The sequence below is a fragment of the Frateuria aurantia DSM 6220 genome (assembly GCF_000242255.2).
Classification (GTDB): Bacteria; Pseudomonadota; Gammaproteobacteria; order Xanthomonadales; family Rhodanobacteraceae; genus Frateuria; species Frateuria aurantia.
This window is the reverse complement of record NC_017033.1, coordinates 2,331,125-2,346,446: the sequence shown is the minus strand read 5'-3', so window position 1 is coordinate 2,346,446 and position 15,322 is coordinate 2,331,125. Positions and strand designations below refer to the sequence as shown.

At 63.0% G+C, this 15,322-nt stretch carries 10 protein-coding genes and 3 tRNA genes; 12 read left to right on the top strand and 1 reads right to left on the bottom strand.

What is annotated here, in order from left to right; translation table 11 throughout:
- Positions 1-87: 87 nt before the first annotated feature.
- The 10 genes from FRAAU_RS10960 to FRAAU_RS10915 all read left to right on the top strand — a co-directional run bounded on the left by FRAAU_RS10960 (position 88) and on the right by FRAAU_RS10915 (position 11,109).
- Positions 88-1,929 (top strand): ABC transporter ATP-binding protein, encoded by a 1,842-nt coding sequence (locus FRAAU_RS10960; RefSeq protein ID WP_014403596.1) that lies wholly within the window; start codon positions 88-90, stop codon positions 1,927-1,929.
- 148 nt (positions 1,930-2,077) lie between these two features.
- Positions 2,078-2,162 (top strand) — tRNA-Leu (locus FRAAU_RS10955).
- 70 nt (positions 2,163-2,232) lie between these two features.
- A complete protein-coding gene (gene tig / locus FRAAU_RS10950) occupies positions 2,233-3,522 on the top strand; it encodes a trigger factor (RefSeq protein WP_014403595.1) in 1,290 nt (429 codons plus the stop codon).
- 35 nt (positions 3,523-3,557) lie between these two features.
- A complete protein-coding gene (clpP, locus tag FRAAU_RS10945) occupies positions 3,558-4,187 on the top strand; it encodes an ATP-dependent Clp endopeptidase proteolytic subunit ClpP (RefSeq protein ID WP_014403594.1) in 630 nt (209 codons plus the stop codon).
- Between the two features lie 105 nt (positions 4,188-4,292).
- Positions 4,293-5,585 (top strand): ATP-dependent Clp protease ATP-binding subunit ClpX, encoded by a 1,293-nt coding sequence (gene clpX / locus FRAAU_RS10940; RefSeq protein ID WP_014403593.1) that lies wholly within the window; start codon positions 4,293-4,295, stop codon positions 5,583-5,585.
- Positions 5,586-5,778: 193 nt separating this feature from the next.
- Positions 5,779-8,304 (top strand): endopeptidase La, encoded by a 2,526-nt coding sequence (lon, locus tag FRAAU_RS10935; RefSeq protein ID WP_014403592.1) that lies wholly within the window; start codon positions 5,779-5,781, stop codon positions 8,302-8,304.
- A gap of 343 nt (positions 8,305-8,647) precedes the next feature.
- Complete coding sequence (locus FRAAU_RS10930) at positions 8,648-8,920, top strand: HU family DNA-binding protein (RefSeq protein ID WP_041271069.1); 273 nt, start codon at positions 8,648-8,650, stop codon at positions 8,918-8,920.
- A gap of 21 nt (positions 8,921-8,941) precedes the next feature.
- Positions 8,942-9,016, top strand: a tRNA-Val gene (locus FRAAU_RS10925).
- Positions 9,017-9,022: 6 nt separating this feature from the next.
- Positions 9,023-9,099 (top strand) — tRNA-Asp (locus FRAAU_RS10920).
- A gap of 84 nt (positions 9,100-9,183) precedes the next feature.
- On the top strand, positions 9,184-11,109 hold the full coding sequence (locus FRAAU_RS10915; RefSeq protein WP_014403590.1) for a SurA N-terminal domain-containing protein: 1,926 nt from the start codon (positions 9,184-9,186) through the stop codon (positions 11,107-11,109).
- A 78-nt stretch (positions 11,110-11,187) separates the two neighbouring features.
- On the opposite strand, the gene FRAAU_RS10910 is transcribed toward FRAAU_RS10915, so the two are convergent.
- Positions 11,188-11,793, bottom strand: coding sequence for an IMPACT family protein (locus FRAAU_RS10910; RefSeq protein WP_014403589.1), 606 nt, complete (start codon positions 11,791-11,793; stop codon positions 11,188-11,190).
- A gap of 130 nt (positions 11,794-11,923) precedes the next feature.
- Between FRAAU_RS10910 and FRAAU_RS10905 the strand changes: the two genes are divergently transcribed.
- Positions 11,924-13,552 (top strand): serine hydrolase, encoded by a 1,629-nt coding sequence (locus FRAAU_RS10905; RefSeq protein ID WP_014403588.1) that lies wholly within the window; start codon positions 11,924-11,926, stop codon positions 13,550-13,552.
- Positions 13,553-13,602: 50 nt separating this feature from the next.
- Positions 13,603-15,231, top strand: a complete 1,629-nt coding sequence (locus FRAAU_RS10900; protein WP_041271068.1) for an alpha/beta hydrolase — start codon at positions 13,603-13,605, stop codon at positions 15,229-15,231.
- Positions 15,232-15,322: the final 91 nt, after the last annotated feature.

Sequence of the window (15,322 nt, the reverse complement as noted above, 5' to 3'; positions counted from 1 at the left end):
GATGTGAAAACGATGAACGCCGCCTGTGTCGGCGCAGCCGCGGAGCTGCCGCTACACTGGCACGACATGGATCGGCGGGAGGGATGAATGATTTTCAGAATGTTCGAGTCGTTGGTGGACGCGTTCCGTGATCCGGAGGAAGGCATGCCGCCGCAGACAGTGTGGCGGTTCTACGGTTTCTATCTGAAGCAGGTCTGGAAGGTATTGCTGATCGCCTGCGTAGTCGGGCTGGCGGCGGCCCTGGTCGATGTCTCGCTGCTGGGTTTTCTGGGGCAGATCGTTGACCTGGCGCGCAATCCGGGACGGCATTTCTTCCAGGATCATGCCCTGCAGCTGGTCGGCATGGGACTGATCGCGCTGATTCTGCGGCCGCTGCTGATCGGACTGCATGACCTGCTGATCAATCAGGCGATCGCGCCGAGTCTGACCAACCGCATCCGCTGGCAGAATCATCGCTACGTGATCAGACAGAGCCTTTCGTTCTTTCAGAATGATTTTGCCGGCCGCATTGCCAACCGCATCATGCAGACCGGCTCCAGTCTGCGGGAGTCGGCGGTGCAGATCGTCGATGCGATCTGGTACGTGCTGGTCTATACCGGCAGCGCGCTGGTGATGTTTGCCCATGCCGATGCCTGGCTGATGCTGCCGCTGCTGATCTGGCTGGCCTTGTACGTGGCGACGCTGGCCTGGTTCGTGCCGCGGACCAAGCATCGCTCGTGGCAGGCCTCGGAAGCGCGTTCGAAACTGATGGGGCGCATTGTCGACGGCTACAGCAATATCCAGACCCTGAAGCTGTTCGGCCATACCCGCCGCGAGGAAGCCTATGTCGCCGAGGCGATAGACGGGCAGGTGGCGGCGATCCAGCGGATGACCCGGCTGACCACGGCGATGGACGTGACGATCAATCTGCTCAACGGGGTGCTGATCGTCGCCACCTCGGGGCTGGCGCTGTGGCTGTGGAGCCGGGGCCAGGTCACGGTCGGTGCGATCGCGCTGGCCACCGGCCTGGTGATCCGGATCAACAACATGTCGGGCTGGATCATGTGGGTGGTCAACGGCATCTTCGAGAATATCGGCACCGTGCAGGACGGTATCCAGACGATAGCCCAGCCCAGATCTGTGCAGGACATGCCCGGTGCGCCGCCGGCACAGGTCAGTCGGGGAGCGATCCGGTTCGAGGACGTGCACTTCCATTACGGCCAGCGTGGCGGGGTCATCTCGGGACTGGATCTGGTGATCCGGCCCGGAGAGAAGATCGGTCTGGTCGGGCCGTCGGGTGCCGGCAAGTCGACCCTGGTCAATCTGTTGCTGCGGATGTACGACCTGGAATCGGGGCGGGTGCTGGTGGACGATCAGGATGTCGCAAGGGTGCAGCAGGACAGCCTGCGCTCCCAGATCGGGGTGGTGACCCAGGATACCTCGCTGTTGCATCGCTCGATCCGCGACAATCTCATTTATGGCCGGCCCGAGGCCAGCGAGGCCGAGATCGCCGAGGCGGTCCGCAAGGCGCGGGCCGATGAATTCATTCCCCGGCTGGTCGATGGCGAGGGGCGGCGCGGCTACGAGGCCCTGGTCGGCGAGCGCGGGGTCAAGCTCAGCGGAGGCCAGCGCCAGCGCATCGCGATTGCTCGGGTGTTGCTGAAGAACGCCCCGGTACTGATTCTGGACGAGGCTACCTCGGCCCTGGATTCCGATGCGGAGGCGGCGATCCAGGAAAGTCTGGAAAGTCTGATGGAGGGCAAGACGGTGATCGCGATCGCCCATCGCCTATCGACGATTGCCCGCATGGACCGTCTGGTGGTCATGGAGCAGGGCCGGATCATCGAAAGCGGCAGTCATGCCGAACTGATTGACCGGGGCGGATTGTATGCCCGCCTGTGGCAACGTCAGACCGGCGGTTTCGTGGTCGCGGAAGAGGCTCCGGGCTGAGTCGCGGTGCAGGTATCGCGGCGGCACCGGATGGATGGCGGCCGGCGTGGCTTGTGCAGCGGCGGCGAGGCCCCGTAGAATGGCCTGTTTTCGGGGGTTCGTCGGCCTGGTGCCGGCGCTTCCAATGGATTGGCTCGCGCCAATGCGGGCGAAAGTGGCGGAATTGGTAGACGCACCAGATTTAGGTTCTGGCGGGTAACTCCGTGAGGGTTCGAGTCCCTCCTTTCGCACCATGGCGCAGCGCAGGCGCGTCGGCTCCTCGCCAAGAGGCCACCGCCATACTTGGTTATCTCAGGAGTGGTCATGCAGGTTTCGGTAGAAAACGTCGACAAGCTGGAGCGCAAGCTCACCGTCAAATTCCCCGCCGAGCGGCTGGAAACCCAGGTCGCTTCGCGGATCTCGGAAATGAGCCGCACCGTTCGCCTGAAAGGCTTCCGCCCGGGCAAGGTGCCGGTGACCGTGGTCCGTCAGCGCTACGGCGCCCAGGTTCGTGGCGAAGTGCTGTCCGACCTGATCGGCAGCACCCTGCGCGAGGCCGTGGAAAAGGAAAACCTGCGTCCGATCGCCAACCCCGCGGTGGACACCACCGGCGCCGCCGAGAATGGCGAAATCGCCTATACCGCCACTTTCGAGGTGATGCCGGAATTTCCGGAAATCGATGTGTCGGCTCTTGAAGTGACCCGCCAGACCGCCGAAGTCAGCGAAGCCGACATCGACAAGATGGTCGAGACCCTGCGCATGCAGCGTCGTCATTTCGACGAGGTCGAGCGCGCTTCGCAGGAAGGTGACTTCGTGCTGTTCGACTACGCCGCCACCACCGCTGACGGCCGCTTCCCGGCCGAGGGTCTGGAGCGGGGCGGCAGCGTGCTGGGTTCCGGCAACCTGTTCAAGGAAATGGACGAGGCCCTGACCGGTCACGCCGCCGGCGACAGCTTCAAGGCATCGATCAGTTTTCCGGAAAACTTCCGCAATGCGGATCTGGCCGGCAAGTCGGCCGAGGTCGAATTCATCGTGATCAAGGTCCAGCAGCCGGTGCTGCCGGAAGTCGATGCCGATTTCATCCAGCTGTTCGGGATCGCCGACGGCGATGTGGAGACCTTCCGCAAGGAAGTGCGCGGCAATCTGGAGCGCGAGCTGAAGGCGGCCCTGCTGGCCCGTCTGAAGTCTTCGGTCGCCGAAGCGCTGGCCAACAGTTTCGACATCGACGTGCCCAAGGGGCTGGTCCAGGGCGAAGCCCGTGAAATGGCGCAGCAGAGCGTTCCGCGCGGCCAGCAGGCGCCGCAGGAACTGGTCGAGCAGGCTGTCGGGTTTGCCCGCAAGCGCGTGCAGGCCGGTCTGCTGATCGGCGAAATCGCCCGCAAGCAGCAGCTGACCCTGGATCGCAGTCGGGTGGCCGAGCAGCTGGCGGCCATTGCCTCGACGTATGAAGAGCCGGAAAAGGTCATTGAAGTTTACAACTCCGACCCCCAACTGATGTCTGGTCTGCAGAACCGGGTGATGGAAGATCAGGTGGCCGAATGGGTTGCCGATCACGCCAAGACCAGCGAAGTCGTGCTGAGCTTTGACGAAATCATGCGTCCGGTTGGCGGCTGAAGCCACAACTCAGGTTCATCCAGCGGAGAAAAACCATGTCTATGGAACCGGTCCACAATTTGAATCTCGTCCCGATGGTGGTGGAACAGACCGCCCGCGGCGAGCGTTCCTATGACATCTACTCGCGCCTGCTCAAGGAGCGGGTGATCTTTCTGGTGGGCGAGGTCAATGATCAGGTCGCCAACGTCCTGATCGCGCAGATGCTGTTCCTGGAGTCGGAAAACCCGGACAAGGACATCCATCTGTATATCAACAGTCCGGGCGGTGTCGTCACCGCCGGGCTGGCGATCTATGACACCATGCAGTACATCAAGTGCGATGTCAGCACCATGTGCGTGGGTCAGGCCTGCAGTGCGGCCTCGCTGCTGCTGATGGCCGGCGCGAAGGGCAAGCGTTTCTCGCTGCCCAATTCGCGGGTGATGATCCACCAGCCGTCGGGCGGTGCCCGCGGCCAGGCTACGGATATCGAGATTCAGGCGCAGGAGATTCTCTATCTGCGTCGCAAGCTGAATCAGATCTACGTGGATCACACCGGTCAGCCTCTGGAAAAGATCGAACGGGACATGGAGCGCGATCGCTTCATGAGCGCCGAGACAGCCAAGGAATACGGGCTGATCGACGAAGTCCTGGACCGTCGCGCTACCGAGACGGTCAAGTCGGCCTGATCGGCGAACCATGCCAGGGCTGGGCACGGCGTTCCGTATCTGGATGCAGGTACGGAACGCTGTGCTATTCTCGTGACAAAATGAATAAACAGCAGGACTGAAAGCATGAGCGACGAGCGGCAAAGTCGTTCCAACGACGGCGGAAAGATTCTCTATTGCTCCTTCTGCGGCAAGAGCCAGCATGAAGTGCGCAAGTTGATTGCCGGCCCTTCGGTATTCATCTGCGATGAATGCGTGGAGCTGTGCAATGACATCATCCGTGAAGAGTTGGAAGAAAAGGCAGCCTCCGGGCGCAGCCATCTGCCCAAGCCCCGCGAAATCATGGACGCGCTCGACCAGTACGTTGTCGGTCAGACGCGTGCCAAGAAGTCGCTGGCCGTGGCGGTGTACAACCATTACAAGCGGATCGAATCGCGTCAGAAGAGTGACGAGGTCGAGCTGGGCAAGTCCAATATCCTCCTGATCGGTCCCACCGGATCGGGCAAGACGCTGTTGGCTGAAACCCTGGCCCGACTGCTGAACGTGCCTTTCACCATCGCCGATGCGACCACGCTGACCGAAGCCGGCTATGTCGGCGAGGACGTGGAAAACATCATCCAGAAGTTGTTGCAGAAGTGCGACTACGACGTGGAGAAGGCCCAGTCCGGCATCGTCTACATCGACGAAATCGACAAGATCTCCCGCAAGAGCGAGAACCCGTCCATCACCCGCGACGTGTCGGGCGAGGGCGTGCAGCAGGCGCTGCTGAAGCTGATCGAAGGCACCTTGGCCTCGGTGCCGCCGCAAGGTGGTCGCAAGCATCCGCAGCAGGAATTCCTGCAGGTCGACACCAAGAACATTCTGTTCATCGTCGGTGGCGCCTTTGCCGGCCTGGACAAGGTGATCCAGCAGCGTGCCGAGACCACCGGCATCGGCTTCTCGGCCGAGGTTCGCAGCAAGGAGCGCACCACCAATCTGGGGCGGTTGCTGGCGGATGTGGAGCCGGGTGATCTGGTACGTTATGGCCTGATTCCGGAATTTGTCGGTCGTCTGCCGGTGATAGCGACGCTGGACGAGCTGGATGAGGCCGCCCTGGTCAAGATCCTGACCGAGCCGAAGAATGCGGTGACCAAGCAGTTCAAGCGCCTGTTCGAGATGGAAGAGGCCGAGCTGGAATTCCGCCCGGAGGCTTTGCAGGCCATTGCCCGCAAGGCGCTGAAGCGCAAGACCGGCGCGCGTGGTCTGCGTACGATTCTGGAGCAGGTGCTGCTGGATACGATGTACGAGCTGCCGTCACTGGAGCATGTCAGCAAGGTCGTGGTTGACGAAACGGTGATCGATGGCCAGTCCGAGCCGTATCTGATCTACCGCGGCAATCCGCAGCAGCGGATCGCCGGCGAGGGTGGTGACGCGGCCTGATCCGCGCCCCCGCCATCGTGTTGTTCCGCAACGGCCCCGGATGCATTCGGGGCCGTTCGCGTATCGGAACCAGACAATTGATTGCAGCTCCCGGCTTGACTCGGGCGCCCGGTGCCTCCACTTCAGCCTACAGAAGCCCGGCATTGGCCGGATCTGACCCGTCAGCGGGTTCATCTTCGAGAGAATTCTATCGATGGCAAAAAACGCCTCCTCCCCTGTCATCGCCGGCGCCAGCGTAGACGCCTTGCCGGTTCTGCCTCTGCGCGATGTGGTGGTCTATCCCCACATGGTGATCCCCCTGTTCGTGGGCCGTGACAAGTCCATGCGCGCTTTGGAGCGCGCCATGGAGGGTGATCGCCAGATCCTGCTGGTCGCCCAGCGCAGCCCGGACATCGATGATCCGACGGCGGAAGATCTGTACGAGGTCGGCACCCTGGCCGGCGTGTTGCAGCTGCTGAAGCTGCCTGACGGCACCGTCAAAGTGCTGGTGGAAGGGCAGTCGCGTGTGCGGATCAAGGACTACCAGGACGACAGCGAGATGCTGGTCGCCACCGCTCAGGTGATCGAGCCGGTCTACAGCAGCAAGGAGCGCGAGCTGGACGTGGTCTCGCGGACCCTGGTCTCGTTGTTCGAGCAGCTGGTCAAGCAGAGTCGAAAGCTGCCGCCTGAGGTGCTGGCCACCTTGTCGGGCATTGAAGACCCTTCGCGGGTCGCCGATTCGATCGGCGCCCATCTGTCGGTGCGCATTGCCGAAAAGCAGAAGGTGCTGGAAACCGCCGATGTCGGTCAGCGCCTGGAGTTGCTGATTGGTCTGGTCGATGGCGAGATGGATCTGCAGCAGGTCGAGAAGCGGATTCGCGGCCGGGTCAAATCGCAGATGGAGAAGAGCCAGCGCGAGTATTATCTGAATGAGCAGATGAAGGCCATTCAGAAGGAGCTGGGTGACGGCGAGGACGGCGGCAACGAGATCGAGGAGCTGCAGAAAAAGATCGACGGCGCCGGGATGCCACCTGCGGTGCTGACCAAGGCGCGTCAGGAGTTCAACAAGCTCAAGCAGATGTCGCCGATGTCGGCCGAAGCCACTGTGGTGCGCAATTATCTGGACTGGCTGATCGGCGTGCCCTGGAAGAAGAAGGCCAAGGTGCGCAAGGATCTGCAGCTGGCCCAGGACGTGCTGGATGCCGATCACTTCGGTCTGGAAAAGGTCAAGGAGCGGATCCTTGAATATCTGGCCGTGCAGCAGCGCGTGAAGTCGATGAAGGGCCCGATTCTGTGTCTGGTCGGTCCGCCGGGCGTGGGCAAGACCTCGCTGGGGCGCTCCATCGCCAAGGCCACCAACCGTCAGTTCGTGCGCATGAGTCTGGGCGGCGTGCGGGACGAGGCCGAGATCCGCGGCCATCGCCGGACCTATATCGGTTCCATGCCGGGTCGCATCGTGCAGAATCTGAACAAGGTCGGCAGCCGCAATCCGCTGTTCGTGCTGGACGAGATCGACAAGATGGCCATGGACTTCCGTGGCGATCCCTCTTCGGCCCTGCTGGAGGTGCTGGATCCGGAGCAGAACCACAGCTTCAATGACCATTACCTGGAGGTCGACCTGGACCTGTCCGAGGTGATGTGGGTCGCCACGGCCAATTCGCTGAATATTCCCGGGCCGCTGCTGGACCGCATGGAAGTGATCCGGATTCCGGGTTATACCGAGGACGAGAAGCTGGCGATCATGAATCGCTATCTGCTGCCCAAGCAGCTGAAGGCCAACGGCCTGAAGCCCGAAGAACTGGCGGTGGACATCGAGGCGATGCGCGACATCGTCCGCTATTACACCCGCGAGTCGGGCGTACGCAATCTGGAGCGCGAAATTTCCAAGATCTGCCGCAAGGTGGTGAAGGAGCTGACGCTGGCCCAGGTCAAGCCTGCCAAGGCGGCGCCGGCGAAAGCGGTCAAGGCGGGCAAGAAGCCGGCTGCAGCCGCCAAGACATCCAAAAAGCTGGCCATCAAGGTGAATTCCTCCAATCTTGAGGACTATCTGGGCGTGCGTCGTTACGATTTCGGCCGCAAGGAGCAGCAGAACGAAGTCGGTCTGGTGACGGGCCTGGCCTGGACCCAGGTGGGCGGCGACTTGCTGTCGATCGAAGCCTCGGTGGTGCCGGGCAAGGGCCGCCTCGTCAATACCGGGCAGCTGGGTGATGTGATGAAGGAGTCGATCCAGGCGGCGCTGTCGGTGGTGCGGGCGCGCGCCGACCATCTCGGCATCGATTCGGAGTTCCACCAGAAGCTGGACATCCACATTCATGTCCCGGAAGGTGCCACCCCCAAGGACGGTCCCAGTGCCGGTATCGCGATGTGCACGGCATTGGTCTCGGCCCTGACCAAGGTGCCGGTGCGTTCGGAAGTGGCCATGACCGGCGAGATCACCCTGCGTGGTCGTGTCCTGCCGATCGGCGGCCTGAAGGAGAAACTGCTGGCCGCCCATCGTGGTGGCATATCGGTGGTCATCATTCCGGAAGAGAACAAGAAGGATCTGGCGGACATTCCGGCCAATGTCACCCAATCGCTTTCCATCCATCCGGTCAAGTGGATCGATCAGGTGCTCGACATCGCGCTGGAACGCCCACTGGTGCCGGCGGCGGGCAAGGAAGACCCGGCCATTGCGACCGAGACAGGCAGCAAGGACGGGCCGCTGGAGGATGTGCCGGAGAATGCTTCGCGCACCCATTGAGGGCCTCAGGCATCCCGGTTTCGGCCGGGATGCCTGGTGCGCAGAGGGCGCTTCGCGGTGCCCCGGGACCCCGGATCGACGTTGTCGATGGTCCCGCAGGTCGCCGGATCGGACGCGAATCGGTCCGATTCCGGTCAAACCCTTGCTGCGGCTTGTGTTGCGGCCCTTGTGAGCCGCTGGTATAAATGCCTCACCGCGGTAGTCGGTTCGTGGCGCAGTCAGGACTGGACAGTGGATAGTTGACGGCGTCCGGGTGGCGCCCATTGCTGTTATTCCCGCGATGTCGCAGGCCAGGCCTCGCGATGTCGCCCAACTTGCTTTATTAGGGAGTGTTTCGATGTCCGTGAACAAAACCGATCTGATCAATGCCATTGCCGAGTCGGCCGAGCTGACCAAGGCTGATGCCGGTCGCGCGCTGGAAGCGTTCTTCGAAGTGGTCAAGGCCAGCCTGAAGAAGGGTGACGATGTGTCGGTGGTGGGTTTCGGTACCTTTACGGTCCGCACCCGTGCCGCTCGCACCGGTCGCAATCCGCGTACCAATGAAACCATCAAGATCAAGGCTTCCAAGGTTCCCGCATTCAAGGCTGGCAAGGCCCTCAAGGATGCGGTAAACTAAGCAGCTCAGCCCAAGGGCTGGGGGCGCTTAGCTCAGCGGTAGAGCGTCGCCCTTACAAGGCGAGGGTCGTAGGTTCGATCCCTACAGCGCCCACCAAATTGCGGAGCGGTAGTTCAGCTGGTTAGAATGCTGGCCTGTCACGCCGGAGGTCGCGGGTTCAAGTCCCGTCCGCTCCGCCATCATGCCAAGGGCGCCAGTCGGCGCCCTTTGTTTTTCCTGGACACGCCAGGGCGTGTCCTTCTCCAGTGCGCGAGTACAAGTACATGCTGCAGGCGTTGCGTAACAAGCTCCACGGATGGCCTTCGATTCTGGTTCTGGGTATCTGCGTCTTTGCCGTTGCATTTTTCGGCATCGAATCGTATTTCATGACGGATACCGATACGTTTGTCGCCAAGGTCGGCAAGCACGAGATCAGTCAGCAGCAGTACCAGGATCGCCTCAACCAGATGCGTCAGGATGCGGCCTCCCAGCCGGGCGGGCAGAGCGATCCGGCGATCTTTGATCAGCTCGCCACCAAGTTGCGGGTGGTCAATGCCCTGGTCGACCAGCAGTTGCTGAGCGAGCATGAAGACAGTCTGGGCATGGTGGTGCCCAATGCCGCCGTCAGCGCCTACATCGCCAGCCTGCCGGCTTTCCAGGTGAACGGTCATTTCGACAAGAACACCTATTTCGCCCTGCTGGCTGCCCAGCGCATGGCGCCGGCTACGTTCGAAAACCAGGTGCGTACCTCGCTGGCTCTGCAGCAGCTGCCCAATGCGATCTCGGCAGGGGCTCTGGTGACCCCCGATGAAGTCCAGCGCTTTCTGGATCTGCGCCTGCAGCGTCGCGATATCCGCTATCTGCTGCTGGCTCGGCAGAATCCTGCGGATACCACGGTCAGCGACAGCCAGATCGCGGCCTGGTATCAGGCCCATCAGGCCGATTACATGCGGCCCGAGCAGGTCTCGCTGAGCTATGTGGAGATCAAGCCCGCCACGGGTTCTGGCGCCGCGTCCGGCGAGCCGACCGAGGCGGATCTGCACAGCCTGTACGACAAGGAAAAAAGTCGCTTCGTGCAGCCCGAGCAGCGCGAACTGTCGCATATCCTGATCAGCCTGCCGCACAATGCGACGCCTGCCCAGCAGAAGGCCGCGCTGGCCAAGGCCCAGAGTATCGCCGCGGGGCTGACACCGGCCAATTTTGCCGAACGGGCCCGCAAGGATTCCGATGACCTGGGCTCGCGCAGCCAGGGCGGCGATCTGGGCTGGCTGGAAAAGGGCGTGGCCAATGCCGCCTTCGACGCCACCGCTTTCTCGATGAGCAAGGGCCAGATTTCCAGGCCGGTGCTGTCGCCTGACGAGGGTTACCACATCATCTGGCTGCGTGATGTCCGCAGCGGTGATGCCAAGCCTTTCGCCGAAGTCCGTGGTCAGCTGGTGGACAGCTGGAAGAAAGAGCATCTTGACCGCGAGTACAACGAGCTGGCCGGCAAGCTGACCGACGCCACCAATGCCAACCCTTCCTCGCTGGGGCCGGCTTCGCAGGCGCTGCATCTGCCGATCCAGACCACACCGCTGTTCAGTCATGCCGGCGGTGCCGGGATTGCGGCTGACCCGAAGGTGATCGCCGCCGCGTTCTCGGATGATGTGCTGCATCAGGGCAACAACTCCAATCTGATCGAGCTGGGCCACAATCACTCGGTGATCGTGCATGTCGACCAGCACCTGCCGCAGGCGCCGCGCGCACTGGCCGATGTCCGTGCGGATGTGGTCAAGGCCGTACTGAGCCAGCGTGCCGACACGGCGGCTCAGGCCGCCGCCCAGGCCCTGCTGGTGCGGCTGCAGAAGGGTGATGACATCCAGGCGGTCGCCGACAGCGTCGGCAGCAAGGTCCAGACCGTGAAGAACGTGCTGCGTGAATCCCCGGAGAATCCGGCCAGCCTGCCGGTGGCGGTGATCGACAAGGCCTTTTCGCTGCCGCGTCCGGCCGGTGGCAAGCCGGTGTATGCCTCGGTGGATCTGGGTGACGGCAGTGCCGCCCTGATCGCCCTGGACCAGGTCCAGGGGGCTGACGACAGTCGCATCTCCGATCAGCAGCGCAAGGCCCTGGCCGCGCAGATGGCGCAGGCCTACGGCACGCAGGAAGTGATGAATTACATCGACGACCTGCGCCGGCATACCAAGGTCGAGATCTTCCAGAGCCGACTGTAGCCATTCGCCGTCCCCTCGGGCGGATCATGGGTCCGCCACTGCCAGGCCGGGATGCGCAAGCTCCCGGCCTGGTGCGTTTCAGGGGGCTTCGCCAGACTGCTGCAAGGCATCGGTGCGACGGGTAATGGCGGCCACGCATTCGCGGATGGCCGGCAGCTGTTCATCGGGTGCCAGAAAGTGCAGCTGGGCGGTTCCGTGGTGGCTGAAGTGCTCCTTGCCCAGGCGTGCCTCCAGAGGCAGCAGCCTGGCCTTGAGCAGGGCCAGATCGCGCAGCTCGCAATCGACCTGCCAGGCGCTGCTGGCGCGGATCGGTTCATAGCGCGCTTCGCGCAGACATTCGGCTGCGGTACCGCCATAGGCGCGGACCAGGCCGCCGGTCCCCAGTTTGATGCCGCCGAACCAGCGGATCACCACCACGACCAGCTGATCGGCCTGGCGGCCGTCGATGGCTTGCAGGATGGGGCGCCCGGCGGTACCACCCGGCTCGCCGTCATCGCTGAAGCGGTAGTCTTCGCCCATGCGCCAGGCCCAGCAGTGATGTCGTGCATCTGCATGGTGCAGGCTCTTGATGATGGCCAGTGCGGCATCTGGCTGCTGTACCGGGCGGGCCAGGGCCAGAAAGCGGCTTTTCTTGATCTCCTGACTGAATTCGCAGGCTTCGAGCAGTTGTAGGCGGACGGACATGGGGACGGATCCGGGCAACGGACGAGCGGAAGGTCGTGACCTGAAGGCCGTGGCGGACCCTGTCGCCGGTCATGGTTCCCGCTCTCGGGGCCACATGCTACCGTTGTCGATTGCGGTTTGGGAGTGATGCATGAAGACGCGGCTGGCCTTTGGCCTTGTGATGGCATTGAGTGGTGCCTGTTCGATCATTGGCGGTCCGGCACGGGCGGCGGACTTGTCCGCAGGCGCTGCAGCCGTGCAGCCGGAATCACCTGCAGGACTGATGCAGTTGCCCGCGGTCATCGAGCGGGTCCGCAAGCAGTTCCAGGTTCCTGGGCTTGCGGTGGCCATCGTCAAGGACGGCAAGCTGGTGCTGGCCCGCGGCTATGGTGTGCGGCGGCTGGGTCAGCCTGCCACAGTGGATGGCCAGACCCTGTTCGCGATCGCTTCCAATACCAAGGCCTTTACCGCCACCGCGCTGCAGATGCTGGCCGAGCAGGGCAAGCTGGACATGGACGGTCGGGTCACCGACTACCTGCCGGGCTTCCAGATGTCCGATCCCTACGTGACCCACGAGATGCGGATCCGTGATCTGCTGGCCCATCGCAGCGGTTTGAGTCTGGGGGCCGGCGACCTGCTGTACTGGCCGCCGACCCGCTACAGCGCGCAGGAGGTGGTCGAGCACCTGCGCGATGTACCCCTGACGTCCGGTTTCCGCAGTCACTACGCCTACGACAACATCCTGTTTGATGTGGCGACACTGGTCATCGAAAAGGTATCCGGCATGTCTTATGCCGATTTTGTCCGGCAGAAGATCCTGTTGCCCGCCGGCATGAACCAGACGCTGGTGCATGACCACACGCTTCCTGCCGGCCTTGATGTCGCCACCGGTCATGCGCTGGCCAATTTCAGCCAGTTGCAGACGGTGCCGGAAATGACCTGGGCCAACAACCTCGGGGCGGGCAGCCTGTACTCCAATGCCGACGACATGGCGCGCTGGATGAATATCCTGCTGGCAGGCGGTGCCTTGCCGTCCGGGCGGCATCTGTTCAGCACGGCCAGTCGCGACCAGATGTGGACGATGCTGACGCCGATCCCGGTACCGCCGGCTTCCGTGTCGCAGCTGGAGGCGGCTAGGCCGAACTACCTTGGCTATGGCGAAGGTTTCTTCCTGTCCGATTACCAGGGCCAGCGCCTGGTCTGGCATACCGGCGGCTGGCCCGGCATGGTCTCGCGGATCACCCTGGTGCCGGGTCTGGACCTCGGTGTGGCCGTGCTGACCAACCAGGAATCCGGTGCGGCCTTCAATGCGGTCACCATGACCATTCTCGATGCCTATATGGGTCGCTCCGGCATCGACTGGACGGCGGCCTATGCGGCAGCGGCCGACAAGGCCGCCGGCACGGCTGACAGTGAGGTCGCCCGTCATCAGGCGGCCCGGTCGCGGCAGGCGCCGCCGTCGCTGCCCCTGGAGGGCTACGTGGGGACCTATCACGATCGCTGGTACGGTGATGTGGTGATCCGGCGGATCAAGGGGCAGCTGCGGCTGAGCTTCAGCAAGACGCCCTTGCTGGTCGGCACACTCGAGCCCTGGCAGCACGACAGCTTCGTGGTGCACTGGGACGATCGGAGCCTGAATGCCGATGCCTTCGTGGACTTCAGTCTGGACGAGGACGGCAAGGTGATTTCGGCGCGGATGCATCCGGTATCGGCCCGCACCGACTTCAGTTTCGACTTCCAGGATCTGCGGCTGCAGCGTCAGCCAGCAGTTGCTCACTGATCGTCAGGCGAGCCGGTCTGAGGATGCGAGGCCTGCACATGGACAAGGAGATGGCTTTGAGGACTGATTTCGGTCGTGCGATCGCCGCTCTGCTGCTGACCTGCGGGTTGGCGGGTTGCGGCGCCGAGCCGGAAGCTCTGCCTACGGGCACGAGCCTGTTCCGGGTACATATGGAGACCGCCGGCACGGGACCGGCTTCCGGCCGTCTGCTGGTGTTTGCCGAGAGTGTGCAGGTCGCCGAAGCGGAGCAGAGCGGCGGCGCTCCGGTGACAGCCGTGGATGTGAATCCCCTGGCCGCGAGCAAGGTTACTGTGGCGGCCCGCAATGTGGCCTGGCTGGGCCAGCACCGCAGTGTCGTGATCGATGGCGACGATCTGGCGTTTCCCAGTCGTTATTCCAACCTGCCGCAAGGCGATTACTACGTGCAGGCCGTGCTGGATGTGAACCGCGACTACAATTATCGCGGACGCAGCGCGGGTGATCTGCTGAGCAAAGTAGTCAGGATCCATTTGCCGATGCAGCATCCGGAGGATCTGGTGCTGGATCATGTCGTACCCGCCAAGGATCCCTGGCATCCGGGTACAGTCTCGCCGGACATTCAGGCGGCGCTGGATGCGGCCCGGCCTCACACCCATCTGGTCGATTTCCAGAGCCCTCTGTTGACCGGTTTCTGGGGCCGGCGGATCGACATGCGCGGCTGGGTGCTGACGCCGCCCGGCTACGAGGATGGCCATCAGTCCTATCCCACGGTGTATTACACCCAAGGCTTCGGCGGCGACAACGCGCATGCGGTGCCGGTACTCGCCAGGATCTATGCGGCGATGCGCGACGGTTCGATGCCGCCGATGATCTGGGTGGCGCTGGATGAATCCAGTCCGACCGGCACCCACGAGTTTGCCGATTCGGTCAACAACGGGCCCTGGGGGCAGGCCTTGACCACGGAGCTGATACCCTCGCTGGAGCGGGATTACCGGATGGATGCCCGTGCCAGCGGGCGGTTCCTCAACGGTCACTCGTCCGGCGGCTGGGCCACCCTGTGGTTGCAGACGCGTTACCCGCAGATTTTCGGGGGCACCTGGTCGACCTCGCCCGACCCCAGTGATTTCCATGATTTCACCGGACCGGATCTGTACGCACCCCATGCCAATGTCTATGTCCGCACCGATGGCAGTGCCTGGCCGCTGGTGCGCGATCATGGCCAGGTGCAGGCCACCTTTGAACAATTTGCGAAGCTGGAGCAGGTGCTGGGTCCATATGGCGGACAGATGGCTTCCTTCGAGTGGGTGTTCTCGCCACGTGGCGCGAATGGCCGGCCGATGCCGATGTTCAACCGCTATACCGGCGCCGTGGATCCGGCAGTGATCCGCTACTGGCGGGATCACTACGATATCGCCTGGCGTCTGGCGCATGAATGGCCGGCCCTGAAGCCTGACCTGGATGGCAAGATCCATCTTTATGTCGGTACGGCCGATACCTTTTACCTCGACGGTGCCGCACATCGACTGAAACACGTGCTGGATGGTCTGGGGGCGCGCAGCGATATCCGCTTTCTGCCGGGACGCAGTCATTTCGATCTGTATGTGCAGGGAGATGACAGGCAGGCGCTGCTGAAGCAGATCAGCTGGGACATGTATGCCATCGCGCGTCCTGCCGCCTCGCGCCGCACCTCAGGGCCCTGAGGCGCGGGCGTAATGGTATCGGGTGATCACGGCGGTCCTTGCCGGATATCGCGTGGCGCGTGATGGCGGGGAGGGGCCAGGAGGGTGTCGT

Coding starts and splice junctions, on each gene's coding strand:
- FRAAU_RS10960 (WP_014403596.1), top strand. CDS start 88: ATGATTTTCAGAATGTTCGAGTCGTTGGTGGACGCGTTCCGTGATCCG.
- tig (WP_014403595.1), top strand. CDS start 2,233: ATGCAGGTTTCGGTAGAAAACGTCGACAAGCTGGAGCGCAAGCTCACC.
- clpP (WP_014403594.1), top strand. CDS start 3,558: ATGTCTATGGAACCGGTCCACAATTTGAATCTCGTCCCGATGGTGGTG.
- clpX (WP_014403593.1), top strand. CDS start 4,293: ATGAGCGACGAGCGGCAAAGTCGTTCCAACGACGGCGGAAAGATTCTC.
- lon (WP_014403592.1), top strand. CDS start 5,779: ATGGCAAAAAACGCCTCCTCCCCTGTCATCGCCGGCGCCAGCGTAGAC.
- FRAAU_RS10915 (WP_014403590.1), top strand. CDS start 9,184: ATGCTGCAGGCGTTGCGTAACAAGCTCCACGGATGGCCTTCGATTCTG.
- FRAAU_RS10910 (WP_014403589.1), bottom strand. CDS start 11,793: ATGTCCGTCCGCCTACAACTGCTCGAAGCCTGCGAATTCAGTCAGGAG.
- FRAAU_RS10905 (WP_014403588.1), top strand. CDS start 11,924: ATGAAGACGCGGCTGGCCTTTGGCCTTGTGATGGCATTGAGTGGTGCC.
- FRAAU_RS10900 (WP_041271068.1), top strand. CDS start 13,603: ATGGCTTTGAGGACTGATTTCGGTCGTGCGATCGCCGCTCTGCTGCTG.